This window comes from Methylobacterium sp. 174MFSha1.1, assembly GCF_900116815.1.
GTDB lineage: Bacteria > Pseudomonadota > Alphaproteobacteria > Rhizobiales > Beijerinckiaceae > Methylobacterium.
Genome location: NZ_FPCB01000016.1, coordinates 64,148 through 80,476 on the forward strand (window position 1 = coordinate 64,148; position 16,329 = coordinate 80,476).

The 16,329-nt window shown below is 71.2% G+C and carries 14 protein-coding genes; 10 read left to right on the forward strand and 4 right to left on the reverse strand.

Features of this window, described 5'->3' with window-relative positions:
* Positions 1-6 precede the first annotated feature (6 nt).
* From radA to BM430_RS34725, 8 genes are all read left to right on the forward strand, one after another.
* A complete protein-coding gene (gene radA, locus BM430_RS15030) occupies positions 7-1,461 on the forward strand; it encodes a DNA repair protein RadA (RefSeq protein WP_093568073.1) in 1,455 nt (484 codons plus the stop codon).
* Positions 1,462-1,579: 118 nt separating this feature from the next.
* Positions 1,580-2,173 (forward strand): CvpA family protein, encoded by a 594-nt coding sequence (locus BM430_RS15035; protein ID WP_093568074.1) that lies wholly within the window; start codon positions 1,580-1,582, stop codon positions 2,171-2,173.
* Between the two features lie 283 nt (positions 2,174-2,456).
* Positions 2,457-3,959, forward strand: a complete 1,503-nt coding sequence (gene purF, locus BM430_RS15040; protein ID WP_093568166.1) for an amidophosphoribosyltransferase — start codon at positions 2,457-2,459, stop codon at positions 3,957-3,959.
* Between the two features lie 4 nt (positions 3,960-3,963).
* Complete coding sequence (locus BM430_RS15045) at positions 3,964-4,737, forward strand: SDR family NAD(P)-dependent oxidoreductase (protein ID WP_093568075.1); 774 nt, start codon at positions 3,964-3,966, stop codon at positions 4,735-4,737.
* A 400-nt stretch (positions 4,738-5,137) separates the two neighbouring features.
* Positions 5,138-7,360, forward strand: a complete 2,223-nt coding sequence (locus BM430_RS15050) for a sensor domain-containing protein (RefSeq protein WP_093568076.1) — start codon at positions 5,138-5,140, stop codon at positions 7,358-7,360.
* A 94-nt stretch (positions 7,361-7,454) separates the two neighbouring features.
* Positions 7,455-7,859, forward strand: coding sequence for a dihydrofolate reductase family protein (locus BM430_RS15055; protein WP_093568077.1), 405 nt, complete (start codon positions 7,455-7,457; stop codon positions 7,857-7,859).
* 173 nt (positions 7,860-8,032) lie between these two features.
* The gene (locus BM430_RS15060; RefSeq protein WP_093568078.1) at positions 8,033-9,112 is read left to right on the forward strand and encodes an acyltransferase family protein; all 1,080 of its coding nucleotides are present in this window, start codon (positions 8,033-8,035) and stop codon (positions 9,110-9,112) included.
* A 354-nt stretch (positions 9,113-9,466) separates the two neighbouring features.
* Positions 9,467-9,637 (forward strand): hypothetical protein, encoded by a 171-nt coding sequence (locus BM430_RS34725; RefSeq protein ID WP_177303054.1) that lies wholly within the window; start codon positions 9,467-9,469, stop codon positions 9,635-9,637.
* A 33-nt stretch (positions 9,638-9,670) separates the two neighbouring features.
* Here the strand turns inward: BM430_RS34725 and der are convergent, their stop codons facing one another.
* From der to BM430_RS15075, 3 genes are all read right to left on the reverse strand, one after another.
* Positions 9,671-11,014 (reverse strand): ribosome biogenesis GTPase Der, encoded by a 1,344-nt coding sequence (gene der, locus BM430_RS15065; protein WP_093568079.1) that lies wholly within the window; start codon positions 11,012-11,014, stop codon positions 9,671-9,673.
* A gap of 191 nt (positions 11,015-11,205) precedes the next feature.
* Positions 11,206-12,009, reverse strand: coding sequence for a tetratricopeptide repeat protein (locus BM430_RS15070; protein WP_177303058.1), 804 nt, complete (start codon positions 12,007-12,009; stop codon positions 11,206-11,208).
* Positions 12,010-12,138: 129 nt separating this feature from the next.
* Entirely contained in the window at positions 12,139-12,732 is a 594-nt protein-coding gene (locus BM430_RS15075) for an NnrU family protein (protein WP_093568081.1), read from the reverse strand.
* Positions 12,733-12,833: 101 nt separating this feature from the next.
* On the opposite strand from BM430_RS15075, the gene BM430_RS15080 reads away from it, so the two are divergent.
* Positions 12,834-13,988 carry a hypothetical protein gene (locus BM430_RS15080; protein ID WP_093568082.1) on the forward strand — a complete coding sequence of 385 codons (1,155 nt, stop codon included), beginning with the start codon at positions 12,834-12,836 and terminating at the stop codon, positions 13,986-13,988.
* A 43-nt stretch (positions 13,989-14,031) separates the two neighbouring features.
* Here the strand turns inward: BM430_RS15080 and BM430_RS15085 are convergent, their stop codons facing one another.
* The gene (locus BM430_RS15085) at positions 14,032-14,469 is read right to left on the reverse strand and encodes an EamA family transporter (RefSeq protein WP_093568083.1); all 438 of its coding nucleotides are present in this window, start codon (positions 14,467-14,469) and stop codon (positions 14,032-14,034) included.
* 169 nt (positions 14,470-14,638) lie between these two features.
* Here BM430_RS15085 and BM430_RS15090 point away from each other — a divergent pair, with 169 nt between their 5' ends.
* On the forward strand, positions 14,639-15,820 hold the full coding sequence (locus BM430_RS15090; protein WP_093568084.1) for a cupin domain-containing protein: 1,182 nt from the start codon (positions 14,639-14,641) through the stop codon (positions 15,818-15,820).
* The last annotated feature ends 509 nt before the right edge of the window (positions 15,821-16,329 follow it).

Sequence of the window (16,329 nt, forward strand, 5' to 3'; positions counted from 1 at the left end):
CCCCCGATGGCGAAGACCCACCAGACCTTCGCCTGCCAGTCCTGCGGCGCAGTCTACAACCGCTGGCGCGGGCGCTGCGAGGCCTGCAACGGCTGGAACACGATCGTCGAGGAGACCGGCGCGGCAAGCCCCGTCTCCGGCCCGGTCGCGACCCGGCCGAGCCGGGCGCGCGGCCGGATCTTTCCGCTCGAAGGCCTCACCGGCGAGGTCAAGGAGGCGCCGCGGACCTCGTCCGGCATCGCCGAGCTCGACCGGGTGACGGGAGGGGGCTTCGTCCGCGGCTCGGTGATCCTGCTCGGGGGCGATCCCGGCATCGGCAAGTCGACGCTGCTGATGCAGGCCTCCGCCGCCCTGGCGAAGCGGGGCGAGCGCGTCGCCTACATCTCGGGCGAGGAGGCGGTGGGCCAGGTGCGCCTGCGGGCCGAGCGGCTGGGACTCGCGAGCGCCCCCGTGGAACTTGCCGCAGAGACCAACGTCGAGGACATCATCGCCACCTTGAGCCAGGGCAAGCCGCCGGCGCTCGCGATCATCGATTCGATCCAGACGATGTGGACCGAGACGGTCGAATCGGCCCCCGGCACGGTGACGCAGGTCCGCGGCTCGGCCCAGAGCCTGATCCGCTTCGCCAAGACCTCCGGCACCGCCGTGATCCTCGTCGGCCACGTCACCAAGGACGGGCAGATCGCCGGGCCCCGCGTCGTCGAGCACATGGTGGATGCCGTCGCCTCGTTCGAGGGCGACCAGGGCCACCATTTCCGCATCCTGCGGGCGGTGAAGAACCGCTTCGGCCCCACCGACGAGATCGGGGTGTTCGAGATGACCGACGGGGGCTTGGCGGAGGTGCCGAACCCCTCGGCCCTGTTCCTCGCCGGGCGCGACCTCGCGGCGCCGGGCACCGCGGTCTTCGCCGGGATGGAGGGCACGCGGCCGCTCCTCGTCGAGATCCAGGCTCTCGTCGCGCCCTCGGCGCTCGGCATGCCGCGCCGCGCCGTGGTCGGCTGGGATCCCAACCGCCTGTCGATGGTCCTCGCCGTGCTCGAGGCTCATGGCGGCATCCGCTTGGGCGGCCACGACGTCTACCTCAACGTCGCGGGCGGTTTGCGCATCGGCGAGCCCGCCGCCGACCTCGCGGTGGCGGCGGCGCTCGTCTCCTCGCTCTCCGGCGCGGCCCTGCCGTCGGACGCGGTGTATTTCGGCGAGGTCGGCCTGTCGGGGGCGATCCGCCCGGTGGCACAGGCGCCGGCGCGGCTCAAGGAGGCGCAGAAGCTCGGCTTCGCCAAGGCCTTGATGCCGCAAGGACGGGAAGGCGCCGGCCGCGACGGGTCCGGGACGGGGTTTCCGGCGGAATCCCTGCGCCACATCGCCGACCTGGTGGCGGGGGTGGCGGCCAGCGGCAAGCCGGTCCGCGGCGGGCGGCGCCCGCCGCAGCGGATGCCGGCCTACGACGACGAGGACATGTGAGGGGGACGGGCTGTCAGGGCGAGGGTGACGGATCCGATCCGGCAGCGTATACAACCCCGGCGGTCAGGGCAGCCGCGAACCCCGAGGCAACGCTACAGCCCCCGAACCGTTCCTGCCGATGCCGTTCTCCGTTCTCGATCTCGTCGTGCTGGGTGTCGTCGTCATCTCCGCTCTGCTCGCGGCGGTGCGGGGCTTCACCCGCGAGGTGCTGGCGATCGTGGCCTGGGTCGCGGCGGCCGGCCTCGCCTGGACCCTGCACCCGCTGCTGCTGCCGACCGTGAAGCAGCACGTCTCCAGCGACACCGTCTCGCTGGTGGTCTCGATCGCCGCGATCTTCCTCGTCACCCTGCTGGTGGTCTCGGTGATCACCGTGAAGATCTCGGACCTGATCCTCGATTCGCGCATCGGCGCGGTCGACCGCAGCCTCGGCCTCGCCTTCGGGGCGGCCCGCGGCTTCCTGATCTGCGTCATCGGCTGGGTCTTCCTCGCCTGGCTGGTCCAGGGCAAGGTGCCGGACTGGGCCCAGCAGGCCCGCAGCCGCGAAATCCTGGAGAATAGCGGCCAGAAGCTCGTGGCGATGCTGCCGGACAACCCGGAGGGGCTGCTCAAGCAGTTCCGCAAGCCCAAGCCCGAGACGGATCCCGGCACCGACGCGCCCGCCGAGGCCGACACCCCGCCCCAGCGCCGGACCGACGCCAGCCCGCGCCGCTGAGCCGGCCCTGATGAACCGGCACTGAACCGTACGACGAGAAGGGCGCCCGACCGGCGCCCTTTGCATGTGAGGTACGCCGCGCAACGCACGCGTGACGCCTTGGTTCCGCCGACCGCAACGACTACATAGCCGGCGCGAGGTGAGATTCCGGACGCAACGCTCCCCGGCGGGCGCGGCCCGGACCCTGCTTCGTTCGAGACATCAGGCCCGCGCGCGGAGGTTCCGATGCGCGGGGTCGGCGAGGCGAGGCCGTGCGGTGACCGGCCACCAGGGGCTTCTCATCATGTCAGCACGCAGCGAAACCTTCCGGGGTGCCCCCGGGGCGAGCGAGGCGTTCGGCGGCGATCTCGATCTCGACGGCGACACCCTGCGCGAGGAGTGCGGCGTCTTCGGCATCTACGGCCATCCGGACGCCGCCGCGATCGTGGCGCTCGGCCTCCACGCCCTGCAGCATCGCGGCCAGGAGGCGGCCGGCATCGTGTCGTTCGACGGCCGGGTCTTCCACTCAGAGCGCCGCCTGGGCCTCGTCGGCGATTCGTTCTCCGACCTCGCCACGATCGAGCGCCTGAAGGGCGAGGCCGCGATCGGCCACGTGCGCTACTCGACCACCGGCGAGACCATCCTGCGCAACGTGCAGCCGCTCTTCGCCGAGCTCGAGACCGGCGGCCTCTCGGTTGCCCATAACGGCAACCTGACGAACGGCCTGCTCCTGCGCCGCCAGCTCGTGCGCGACGGCGCGATCTGCCAGTCGACCTCGGACACCGAGGCGATCCTCCACCTCGTCGCCCGCTCGCGCCACGTCCGCATCGTCGACCGGGTGATGGATGCGCTGCGCCAGATCGAGGGCGCCTACGCCCTCGTGATGATGACGAACAAGAAGCTGATCGGCGCCCGCGATCCGCTCGGCATCCGCCCGCTGGTGCTGGGCGAGCTCGACGGCCGCTACATCCTGGCCTCCGAGACCTGCGCCCTCGACATCATCGGCGCCCGCTTCGTGCGCGACGTCGAGAACGGCGAGATGGTGGTGATCTCGGAGGAGGGCATCGAGTCGATCCGCTTCGCCCGGGCGCAAGCCTTGCGTCCCTGCATCTTCGAGTACATCTACTTCGCCCGTCCCGATTCGATCGTGAACGGCAAGAACGTCTACTCCGTGCGCAAGAACATCGGCGTCGAGCTGGCGAAGGAATCGCCGGCAGAGGCCGACATCGTCATCCCGGTGCCGGATTCCGGCGTGCCGGCGGCGCTCGGCTACGCCCAGCAGACCGGGCTGCCCTACGAGCTCGGGATCATCCGCAACCACTATGTCGGCCGCACCTTCATCCAGCCGACCCAGTCGGTGCGCGAGCTCGGCGTGCGGATGAAGCACTCGGCCAACCGCGCCGCGGTCGCGGGCAAGCGCATCGTCCTCGTCGACGACAGCCTGGTGCGCGGCACCACCTCGGTGAAGATCGTCCGGATGATGCGCGAGGCCGGCGCGAGCGAGGTGCATTTCCGCATCGCCTCGCCGCCGATCACCCATCCCGACTTCTACGGCATCGACACGCCGGAGAAGGAGAAGCTGCTCGCCGCGACCCACGACCTGGAGAGCATGCGCCAGTATATCGGCGCCGACTCGCTCGCCTTCCTGTCGATCCCGGGGCTCTACCGGGCGATGGGGGAGGAGGGCCGCGACGCCGCCTGCCCGCAATACACCGACCACTGCTTCACCGGCGACTATCCGACGCCGCTGACCGACCTCGCGGTCGCCTCGCCGCGCCGGATGGCGATCCTCGCCGAGGCCGATTGATCCGATGTCCGACACCTCCCTCCCTGAGACGACTCTTCCGGCAAAGCCGCTGGCCGACCGCATCGCGGTCGTCACCGGGGCCTCGCGCGGCATCGGCCGCGCGGCCGCCCTGGCGCTGGCGCAAGCCGGCGCCCACGTGATCGCGGTCGCCCGCACGCAAGGAGCGCTCGAAGACCTCGACGACGCGGTGCGGGCGGCGGGCGGCTCCGCCACCCTCGTCCCCCTCGACCTGTGCGACTACGACGCCATCGACCGCCTGGGTGCGGCGATCCACGAGCGCTGGGGCCGGCTCGACGTGCTCGTCGGCAATGCCGGCGTGCTCGGCAAGCTGATGCCGCTCGGCCACGTCGACCCGAAGGTCTGGTCGAGCGTGATGGACGTCAACGTCACGGCGAACTGGCGCCTGATCCGCTCCCTCGATCCCCTGCTGCGGCGCTCGGATGCGGGGCGGGCGGTGTTCGTCACCTCGGGCGCGGCCTCGTCGTGCCGGGCCTATTGGGGGCCCTACGCGGTGTCGAAGGCGGCCCTGGAGGCGCTGGTGCGCACCTACGCGGCCGAGACCGCTTCGACGCCGGTGCGCGCGATGCTGCTCAATCCCGGCCCCTTGCGCACCGCGATGCGCAAGGCCGCGATGCCGGGCGAGGATCCGGAGACCCTGCGCACGCCCGAGGATCTGGCTCCCCACATCGTGCGCCTGGCGAGCCCGGACTCGACCGAGAGCGGGACGATCTTCGACTTCCCGACCGGCCGCGTCCTGACACCGCAGAAGCCGGCCTGACCGCACGGAGCCGCGCCGCGGCTCCGTCGCCGCCGATCGACATCATCGGCAGAAGCCGCGGGCGCAGGCTGCGCGGCCCGTCCCGGCTCTTCGCGGCCGCACGATCCCTGCGGCCGGAAGGGCTTGCGGCCTTGCCCGCCATCGCATCCCCCAGGCCCGGCTCTCGACCGTCCCGTCGACAAATATAGGTCTTGGGTCCTATTCTGCGGCATTGTGCCCCTGCGGCGCGCGGGATGTCCGTCGGTCTACAGCGGCGAAGCTTCCTCTTGGGAAGACCGCTTTGACCTCTGAAGCAGCGCGATTTAACACGGCTTTAGGACCCTTCCGTCCTATTGGGACGCAGGGGAACCTCATCACACTGGACCCTTACGGGGTCCGGCCGCAGACGGGACGGCCAGCCGTGACTGCAAGCACCGACGTCATGTACCGGCTGCTCGTCCAGGGCGTGACGGATTATGCGATCTTCATGCTCGATCCGGACGGGATCGTGGTGAACTGGAACACCGGGGCGGAGCGGGCCAAGCAGTTCACCGGCGACGAGATGATCGGCCGGCACTTCGCCTGCCTGTACCGGCCGGAGGACCGGGCGGCCGGGCTGCCCGAGGCCGGCCTGCGCCAGGCGCGCGAGACCGGACGGTTCGAGGTGGAGGGCTGGCGCATCCGCCGCGACGGCACCTGGTTCTGGGCCGAAATCGTCATCGACGCGATCCGCGACGAGGATGGCGGCCTCATCGGCTTCGCCAAGATCACCCGCGACCGCAGCGACCGGCGGACGCAGGAGCTGCAGCTCGTGGAGGCCAAGGAGATCGCCGAGCGCCACCGCGACGGGCTGGCCGCGACCACGTCCTTCCTCGACAGCGTGATCGCCACCATGCCGTCGAGCGTCGTCGTGCAGGACGCCGCGACCGGGCTGATCCGGCTCGCCAACCGGCACGCGGAGCTGCTGCTGTGCGGCTGCACCGGCCAGCTGGTCGGCCGGCCGGCGGAACTGGTCCTGCCGACGGCCGTCGCGGCGCTGCTGAAGACCGCCCTCGCGGCGGCCGGCCAGCCGGCCGCAACAGCCGGCCAGCCGGCCGCAACAGCCGGCCAGCCGGCCGCCGCGGAAGCCGGCGAGCCTGCCGCCATCACCCAGGAGCTGCCGGTCCCGACCGCCTGGGGCTTGCGCACGCTCCGGATGCGCGCCCTGGCGATCGGCGGGCACGGCGAGCAGCCGCTCCACGGCCTGCTCATCGCCGAGGACGTGAGCGAGGAGCGCGCCGCGAGCATGCGGATCCACCATCTCGCGCATTACGACGGGCTGACCGGGCTGCCCAACCGCGAGCTGTTCCGGCAGCGGCTCGGCGAGGCCCTGGCCGCGGCGGCTTCGGGCTCCGGCACTGCTGGTACGGCGGTTCTGTGCATCGACCTCGACGACTTCAAGCGGATCAACGACACCCTCGGGCATCCGGTCGGCGACCAGATGCTGCGGGCCCTCGTCCGGCGCCTCCGGGAGGTCCTGCGCCCGGGCGATTGCCTGGCGCGCCTCAACGGCGACAAGTTCGCCGTCGTCGCCCCGCTCCTCGCCACGCAGGCGGAGGAGGAGGCGGAGGCCCTGGCCGAGCGGCTGATCGCGGCGGCGCGCGAGCCGATCGAGGTCGAGGGCCAGCGGATCGAGACCGGCCTCAGCGTCGGCATCGCGCTGGCGCCCGCCGATGCCGACAGCGGCGAGGGGCTCCTGCGCTGCGGCGACCTCGCGCTCTACGAGGCGAAGCGCCGGGGCCGCGGCCGGTTCCTGCGCTACCACGACGCCTTCGCGACCGCGGCCCGCTACCGCCGCCTGATCGAGGCCGACCTGCGCGGGGCGATCGCCCGGCGCGAGCTCCGCCTGCACTACCAGCCGATCGTGCGGGCGCAGGACGGCGAGACGATCGGGTACGAGGCGCTCCTGCGCTGGCAGCACCCCGTGCGCGGCCCGATCTCGCCCCTCGACTTCATCCCGATCGCCGAGGAGACCGGGCTGATCCACGAGATCGGCGCCTTCGTGCTGCACGAGGCCTGCCGCGAGGCGAGCCGCTGGGCGAGCGGCCGCAGCGTCGCCGTCAACCTGTCGCCGGCGCAGTTCCGCAGTCCGGCGCTGGCCGCCCAGGTGGCCTCGGCGCTGGCCGCCTCCGGCCTGCAAGCCGGCCGGCTCGAGCTGGAGATCACCGAATCGGTGCTGCTCGACGCCTCGGCGAACAACCTCGCGCTGCTGGAACAGATGAAGCAGCTCGGCGCCCGGATCGCGCTCGACGATTTCGGCACCGGCTACTCGTCCCTGAGCTACCTGTGCGCGTTCCGGTTCGACAAGATCAAGATCGACCGGTCGTTCGTGCGCGAGATCTGCGACAGCCGCGAGGCCCTGGCGGTGGTGCGGGCGATCACCGGGCTCAGCCGCAGCCTGCGCATCGCCACGACGGCGGAGGGCGTCGAGACCCCCGAGCAGGCCGCCTGCCTGCGCCGGGAAGGCTGCACCCAGCTCCAGGGCTATCTCTACGGCAAGCCGATGCCGCCGGCCGCCTTGCCGGAGGTCCGGGGCGGCAAGACGGCCCGGGAAGAGACGGTCCGCGAGGAGACGGGCCGGGAAGCGGTGCACTGCAGGTCGTGAGCCCCCGCCCTTCGGCCGGCTGGCCCCCGGCCCGGCGGGCGGGCTATCAGTCGGTCCGGGGCCTTTCGGGCCCGGACCGGAGGACGGCGAGCCGATGATCGACGTGCGGGCGATGTGCGCCATCGGGCAGCGGGGCCAGCTCGGCCTCCACGGGCGGCTGCCCTGGGAGGGCAACACCGATCCGCTCTACGTCGAGGACGTGACGCGCTTCTTCGCCGTGACGCAGGGCCACGTGCTGATCGCCGGCCCCAAGACCATCGAGGCGGTGCCGGACTTCGCCTACCAGGACCGCACCATCGCGATCATCCGCTCGCACGAGGACCCGCGTGCGGTGCTGGCGCGCTATCCCGGCCGGCGCATCTATGTCGGCGGCGGCATCGCGGTCTGGAACGTCTACGCGCCCTTCATCCAGCAATGGGACATTACCCGCCTGCCCTATGACGGCGAGGCCGACCGCTGGTTCGATCCGGCCTGGCTGGTGGGGCGCGGACGGGGCTGAGCCGGATCGCGGCGAAGCGGCACCCGCCCCATCGGACGACAGCCCACCGCTCGGTCGGATGGGATCCGATCCATCAACGCTGGAGTAAAATCCGAGATACTCGATTCCACGAACGATTAAGGCGTCGCGTGTAGCATACCGGAATATTATCCAAGACCAGGACAGGCAAGCGGATGGCGCCGATCGGGAGTGCCGGCAGCGTGGCGGAGCGCCACGAGCCGGCCCGTTACCATGTCCTCGATGCCCTGCGCGGCGTGGCGGCGTTCGGCGTCCTGGTGACGCACTGCCTGCAGATGGCCCTGCCGGACGGCACCTTGAACCACACCCCCTTGCGGGTCCTCGCCAACGGCCGCAGCTTCGTCATCTTCTTCTTCGTGCTGAGCGGCACCGTCCTCGCCACCGCCCTGTGGAGCGGGCGCCAGCGCGACGGCTACGCGCGCTACGCCGCGCGACGGTTCGCCCGGCTGTATCCGCCCTATCTCGTCGCCGGGTTGGGGGGCATGCTGCTGGCAGCCGGAACGGGGATCGTCGATCCGGCGGGCTGGCTGCATTACCTCGCCTTCACCGGCCATCCCGCCGGCACGTCGATCAATCCACCGAGCTGGTCTCTCGTCTACGAGATCCGCCTGTCGCTCGTCATGCCGCTGATCTGCTTCGTCATCCTGCGGCGGCCGCGCGCGGCCTTCTGGGCCATGGCCGTCCTCTTCCTCGGCACCGAGGCGGCATTCGTGGCCCTGCGGATCGGGCAGTTCCCCTACGGCTCGGCGGATCCCGTCGCGGCCGCCCTGACCACCGCACGGTTCGCGGTCTGCTTCGGCGTCGGCGCGTTCCTGGCCTGGGATTGGCACGGCCGGCGCACCGTCTTCACCGCAGTCGCGCGCTACCCGCTGGCGAGCTTCGTCGCCGCGCTCGTCCTGATGAGCGTCCTGCTCGATCAGCTGAGCCTGATCGCCGCCATCCTCCTGATCGTCCTCGCGCTGGAATGGCCGGTCATGCGCCGGGTGCTGATGCTGCCCGTCCTGCTCTGGCTCGGCCGGATCTCCTACAGCCTCTATCTTACCCATGTCGTCCTGCTCGAGGGCCTGAAGACGGGGCTGTCCGGCCTCCTGCCCGTTCCCGTCATCGTGGCCCTGGCGATCCCGACGGCCCTGCTGCTGGCCGAAGGCCTCTACGAGTTCGTCGAGAAGCCGTCGATCGCCTGGGCGCGCCGCATCAGCGGGAGACCGGCCGAGACGCTCGCGCCCTCCGCTTGAGGCCGCCGCCCCCGTCGGCCGGCCCGTTCAGGGCCGGGGACGGGCTCGCCTGCGGCGAAGTTGCGACAGGCACGCAAGGGGCACCCGAGCCGCGCGGAAAGGCGCATGTCGAGGGCCATCCAGGGCGACATGAAAAGGCCCGCAAGGACCGCTCGAACGCGGCGGTGTCGTCGCCCTCATCGGCGATCGGGCGGCCGAGCCCTCTCGGCCGGACGCCCCCGGGGCCCCGCTCCAGCCGGCAAAGCTTTCTCGGGCCTGCGAGATTCCGCCTGCCGCTCGGTCATTGGCGGTCGCCAAGGCCCGCCGAACGCGGTAGCTTCGTCCGCAATCAGTCAACACGGGGGTGTTCAGGCGATGAGCGAATCCACCGACCGGTTCAAGCGTGCCCCGAAGCGCAAGTCGGCGCAGGCGCGCACCCTCACGGTCTCGCCCGAGGCCAAGGCGGCCTACGAGAAGCTGATCCGCGAGAAGGAAGAGCGCGAGGCCTACGCCCGCAACCTTCCCGCCGACCAGAAGCCGCGCTGACCCGCGCGCCTTGAAACCCTACTCGCCCAAACCCTACTCGCCCTTGTCGAACGGGTTCTTCGAGGTCCGGAGCGACAGGCGGATCGGCACGCCCGGCAGGTCGAAGGCCTCGCGCAGGCTGTTGACGAGGTAGCGGGTGTAGGATTTCGGCAGCGCGTCGAGCTGGTTGCCGAACAGGGCGAAGTGCGGCGGGCGCGACTTGACCTGCGTGGCGTAGCGGATCTTGATCCGCCGGCCGGACACCGCCGGCGGCGGGTTGGCCTGCGTCGCCTCGCTCAGCCACTGGTTGATCTTCGCGGTCGAGACGCGGCGGTTCCACACCTCGGCGGTGGAGACCACGGCGTGCATCAGCCGGTCGATGCCCTCGCCGGCCAATCCCGAGAGGGGCACCACCGCCGCGCCGCGCACCTGCGGCAGCAGGCGGGTCGCCTTCTCCTTGAGATCCTTGAGGAGCCCCGGCTGGTCGGCGACGAGGTCCCACTTGTTGAGGCCGATGACGAGGGCGCGCCCCTCCGACTCGACGAGGTCGACGATGGTGAGGTCCTGCTTCTCGAACGGGATCGTGGCGTCGAGGAGCACGACCACGATCTCGGCGAAGCGCACGGCGCGCAACCCGTCCGAGACCGCGAGCTTCTCCAGCTTGTCGTCGATCCGGGCGCGGCGGCGCATGCCGGCGGTGTCGTGCAGCTTGATCCGGCGGCCGCGCCACTCCCAGTCGAGGGAGATCGAATCGCGGGTGATGCCGGCCTCGGGGCCGACGAGGAGACGGTCCTCGCCGAGCATCCGGTTGATCAGGGTCGACTTGCCGGCATTGGGCCGGCCGACGATCGCGACCTTGAGGGGCTTGCCCTCGCCCCCCTCCTCGTCGTCGTCGTCGGATTCCGGCAGCACCGCCTCGAGGGCATCGAGCAGGTCGCCCATGCCCTCGCCGTGCTCGGCCGAGAGCGGGACGGGGTCGCCGAGGCCCAGCGCGAAGGCCTCGTAGGCCCCGGCCATGCCGGCCCCGCCCTCGGCCTTGTTGGCGAGCAGGATCACCGGCTTGTCGGCCCGGCGAACCAGCTCGGCGAAGGGCTGGTCGGCCGGCAGCAGGCCGGCGCGGGCGTCGATCACGAACAGGACCGCGTCGGCCTCGGCGATGGCGGCCTCGGTCTGGGCGCGCATGCGGCCGGCCAGCGAATCGGCTTCGGCCTCCTCGAGGCCCGCAGTGTCGAGGATGCGGAAGCGCAGATGGCCGAGGCGCACCTCGCCCTCGCGCCGGTCGCGGGTCACGCCCGGGCGGTCGTCGACGAGCGCGAGCTTGCGGCCGACGAGGCGGTTGAACAGCGTCGACTTGCCGACGTTGGGACGCCCGACGATCGCGACGATGGGCATCGACATGGAGGTCTTCCTGAAAATAGCAGCGGGCGGGCACGCCGCGAGGCGCGCCGCCCTCTTCAACATGATGCGGGACGAAAGAGCCCCGCGCTACGGGGGAGTTCTAAGCAGAGCTGCACGGGGCAACTCCGCTTAGATTCTTGTTTTTGCATCATTTTTGCCGCCGAACCGGTGACCACTTCGGCGAATGATGCTTAGCGCGTCGCCTCGGGAGCCGGAGCCTCGGGGGCCGGGGCGTCCTCGTGCGCGTCGGAATCGTGAGCGTCGGGTGCGGGCAGGGGCGTCCCGAGCAGGGAAGGCGGCGGCGGGGCGGCGGGGGCCGGAGGCGCCGCCTCGGTCACCTGCACCGGCCCGCCGGCCACCAGGCCGACATAGATCTCAAGCCGCTGGCGCAGGCCCGCGGGGGTCTCGCGGTCGGCGGCGATCTGGTCGAACCAGCGGCCCGCCCCCTCGAAATCGCCCTTCCTGAGCGCCACGAGGCCCAGCGTCTCGCGGGCGGTGTGGCGGAAGGCGCTCGACGGGGCGGCGAGGCTCTGGAGGCTGTTGAGCGCGCCGGCATCGTCCTTGTCGACGAGGAGCAGCGCGCCGCGCAGGCGGGCGAGGTCGCGCAGGGACTGGCCGACGGCGGAATCGTCGGCGATCGCCGCGTAGGCCTTGGCCCCGGCGGCCGGATCGGCCTTGCCGGCTTCCGCCGCGGCGCGCAGGCGCGCCAGCAGGCGGTAGCCGAACGGCGCGTCGGCGGCGACGCCCGCGAAGGCCTTCTCGGCATCTTCCGGCGTGCCGCCCTTGGCGCGGCGCAGGGCCTCCTCGAAGCGCAGGCTCGCCGCCTCGGCCTGCTGGGCCTGCGCGTGCTGCCAGTAGCGCCAGCCGCCGACACCCAGCACCACCAGCACCGCGAGACCGATGAACACGCCGCTGTAGCGCGACCAGATCTGGGCCAGGCGGTCGCGCCGGTACTCGTCGTTGACCTCGCGGATGAACTCGTTCTCGCTCATGATCTCTTTGGCTCGCCTCCACCAGGGTCCCGCACCAAGGACCCGGTGGGCTCTTCGCCGCGACCGTGCGACAGGGCCGGTCGCGTAGCACAGTCCCGGCGGGAAGTCAGGCCTCGCGAGAAGAGTTGAGGATCAAGCCTGGCCCGGCCAGACCGCGACGCCGATGAGCCAGGGATGCAGCACCCGGGCGAAGACGAACCAGGCCGCGACGCCGATCACGACGGCGAGCGCGTCGTTGCGCCAGCCGGCGGGCGCGGCGACCGGCCCCGCATGGGCTTTCACCTCGTCGCGGCGCTTGGCGCTGATGCGGGCCATCACCGCCCAGGCCAGGATCGCCCCGAACAGGATGAGCGAGCCGAGATCGCCGTTGGCGAGGAGATGCGCGGTCGCCCAGATCTTCACGCCGAGCAGCATCGGGTGCTTCAGCCGTGCCTTGATTCGTCCCGGCAGGTAGGCGGCGACGAAGCTGATGAAGGCGAGGAGCACGAGCAGCAGGGCGAGGTGCCGGGTCCAGACCGGGGGCGACCACAGTTCGATGTAGCCGTGCGCCCGGTACTGGCCGTAGCCGATCCCGGTGACGACGAGGCCGAGGAGCGCGACCAGCGAGTAGCCGATCTTGTAGGGTCCCTCCCCCAGCCGCGCGATCAGCGCGGCGCGGGGGCCGCGGGCCATCGTGAAGGCGTGGGTGCCGAGGAACAGCGCGAGGCCGAGGATCAGGAGCAGCATCTTAAAAAAGTCCTCGGGACGGGCGGCCGATCCGGCGGATCGCCGAAAGCAAGCCTCAAGCACTCTGGGGCAGGCTTCGCCGTCAAGTCCAGGGACGCCGCATGCTCCTCCGTCTCCTCCTCGCGTGTCTCTGCGTCGCGGCCGTGACGGTCCCGGCCGCCGCCGAGCCCCCGCTCTCAGCGCTCACGCTCGTCGGTCCGCCCCGCATCGTGTTCAAGGCCGGCCGCGACGCCTGCGACGGCCACGACGTGCCGGACGCTCCCGCCCGGGCTCTGCGCGAGGCCGATGGCGGGATCGCGCTGTTCGGGATGCATTACCGCAACCGGGCCCTGCGCGGCCGCGACTTCGACGGCCTGAAGCTCGACTGCCGGATCGTGCTCGATTCCGCCTTCAAGCCGGAACCCGAGGCCTTCGACGACCGCACCTGGATCACCGCCACTTGGACCGAGGACGGCATCCGGGTCGAGGCGCTGCTGCACGAGGAGTACCACGCCGACGAGCACGGCCGCTGCCGCACCACCGGCATGCTCGCCTGCTGGTACAACGCCGTGCTGGCCGCCCGCTCCACCGACGGCGGGCGCAGCTTCACCCGCGCGAGCCCGCCGACGGTGGTGGCGGCCCCGCCCTTCCGCCAGGAGGTCGAGCAGGGCCGCCACCGCGGCTTCTTCAACCCCTCGAACATCTTTTCCGACGGCCGCTCCCGCTACTTCTACGCCTCGACCACCGGCTGGACCGGCCAGCCCTTCGGCGTCTGCCTGTTTCGCAGCGACGACGTCGCGGACCCCGCCCGCTGGCGCGCATGGGACGGCAAGGGCTTCACCGCCCGCTTCCCGAACCCCTACCTGAAGGGCGCGAAGCCCGCCGGCACCTGTGCTCCGATCGCCCCGTTCCCGGCCCCGGTCGGCTCGGTGAGCCGCCACCGCGGCACCGGCGCCTGGATCGCGGTGTTCCAGGCCGCCGCCGGCGGCGTCTTTTCGCGGTCGGGGATCTACTGGAGCACGTCGCGCGACCTTTACGCCTGGGACGCGCCGCGCCTGCTGATCGCCGGGGCGACGCTCTACGACGATCCCTGCACCGCCGGGGGCGAGCTCGTCAGCTATCCCTCGCTGATCGATCCGGCCGCGCCCGGCCGCAACTTCGACACCGTCGGCGACACCGCGATGTTGTTCTACGTCACCCTGAAGACCAAGGGCTGCGAGATCACCTCGGAGCGCGACCTCGTGCGGCGGCCGGTGGCGATCAAGGTCTGGCCGTGAGACGTCGCTCGCTGGACATGACCAAGGGCCGCCGCCCTCCCTCTCACCCCCGCCAGGTGAGCAGATAGGCCCCGAGCACCACGAGCCCGACTCCGAGCCAGTTCACCCCCGACAACCGCTCGCCGAGCATCGTCGCGCCGAACACGGCGACCAGCACGATCGACAGCTTGTTGAGGGTCGCGACCTGCGCCGCGCCGCCGACCTTGAGGGCGCGGAAGTAGCAGGCCCAGGAGCCGGCGGTGGCCAGTCCCGAGAGGCTGAGCAGGCCGAGATTGCGCCCGGTGAGCGCCCGCAGGGCCTGCCACTGGCCGGTGGCGAAACAGAGCGCCCCGAGGGCCAGGAGGATCACGATCGAGCGCATGAAGGCGGCGGCGTCCGAGTCCGCCCCGGCGCTGCCGGCCCGGGCCAGCACCGCCGTGAGCGCCGTGAACACCGCCGAGACGAGCGCCCAGACCTGCCAGGACATCGGTGACCAGGACATCTCCGCCCCTCATTCCATCCTCGTGCGGCATCATGAATGCGCAGCATGCGCGAATGCCGACAATGCGTTTCACGGGCGCACCGCCTTGGCTCAGCTTGCCGCACCACGGCCCGGGGACAGGGCCCGACGGATGACGGCCGGCGCGAGGCCGGCCGCAGGGGGACGCATCATGGACCAGACGCGGCGGCTGTTTCTGGGATCGGCGGCGCTCGGCGCCAGCGTGGTGGCGACGGGCGCGAAGGCGCTGGAGCACGACCACGGCAACCCGGGCGACGGCGGCTTCGGTCGCCAGTCGGTCTCGCTGCCGCCGGGCGCCAGGGTCGCCTATCACGATCCCAAGGATGTCGGGGCGATGCCCGACTTCCGCTTCTCCCTCGACGGCAACAGCCCGAAGGTGACCTCCGGCGGCTGGGCCAAGGAGGCGACGGTGCACCAGTTCCCCATCAGCAAGGGGATCGCGGGCGTCCACATGTTCCTCGAGCCCGGCGCCTCGCGCGAATTGCACTGGCACGCCATCGCGGCCGAGTGGGCCTACGTCATCGACGGGCGCTGCCAGACGGTGGTGCTCGATCCGTCGGGCGCCAGCGAGATCAACAACTACGAGCCGGGCGACCTCTGGTACTTCCCGAAGGGGCACGGCCACTCGATCCAGACCATCGGCGACAAGCCCTGCCACTTCATCCTGTCCTTCGACAACGGCGCCTTCTCGGAGCACGGCACGTTCTCGATCACCGACTGGATCGACGTGACGCCGAAGGACATGCTGGCGCTGGAATTCGGCCTGTCGCCGGAGGCGCTGGACGCCTTCCCGAAGGGCGAGGCCTACATCCAGGCGGGCCCGGTGATCCCGGTGTCGGACGCCCTCGACGCGCCCTGGCCGAAGGAGTCGACCCACAAGTTCCGCCTGCTCAAGGATCCGCGCGCGGTGCGCGAGTTCGAGGGCGGCACCTTCCGCCTCGCCACGGTCGACGAGTGGCCGATCCAGCGGACGATGTCCGGCGGCGTGATGACGATCCGGCCGGGGCAGATGCGCAAGCTGCACTGGAACGTCAACGCCAACGAGTGGCACTACTACCTCAAGGGCAAGGGCCAGGTGGCCCTGTTCGGCTCCGGCGGGCGCGGCAAGGTGGCCGAGTTCAAGCCCGGCGACGTCGCCTACATCCCGATGGGCTTCGGCCACGCGATCAAGAACACCGGCGACGAGGACCTGGAGATCGTCCAGACCTGGGACAACGGCAAGTTCGAGGAGATCGACCTCGACACCTGGATCAAGGCGAGCCCGCGCTACCTCCTGTCGAACAATTTCACGGGCGTGCCGGGCGAGACCATCACGAAGCTGAAGCGGGCGTGAGGAGAGCGCGTCCGGACCCGCGCGTGAACCCTCCCCCCTCTGCGGGGTAGGGCGATTGCAGACGAGTGGATCGCGGATTGCGATGATGTATTTGAAGGGGTTTGATCGGACCGTCCCACCGGGAGGGTCCGGTCATGGTCGAGCAGATCCTGACGATCTTTCGCGAGGTCCGTGATCCGCGCGATTTGACGGTGCGCCACGACTTGGGCGAGAGGCTGGTCCTGGCGCTCTGCGGCCTGCTGTGTGGCGAAACAGCCTGTGCCGACATCGCCGACTTCGCGGCGGGACATGAGGCGAAGTTTCGCGAAGTCCTGGTCTTGCGCCACGGCTCGCCGAGCCACGACACCGTCTCGCGGGTCCTGCGCTGGCTCGACCCGCGCGAACTGAAGCAAACTCTCGCCGCCTGCCTGCCCGCCACGGGACACTCTCTGCGCAGCGGCGCGGTGCTGGCCGTGGACGGCAAGGCGCTGCGGCGCGCCTGCGAGGCGGGCCAGCGCCACATGCCAGCC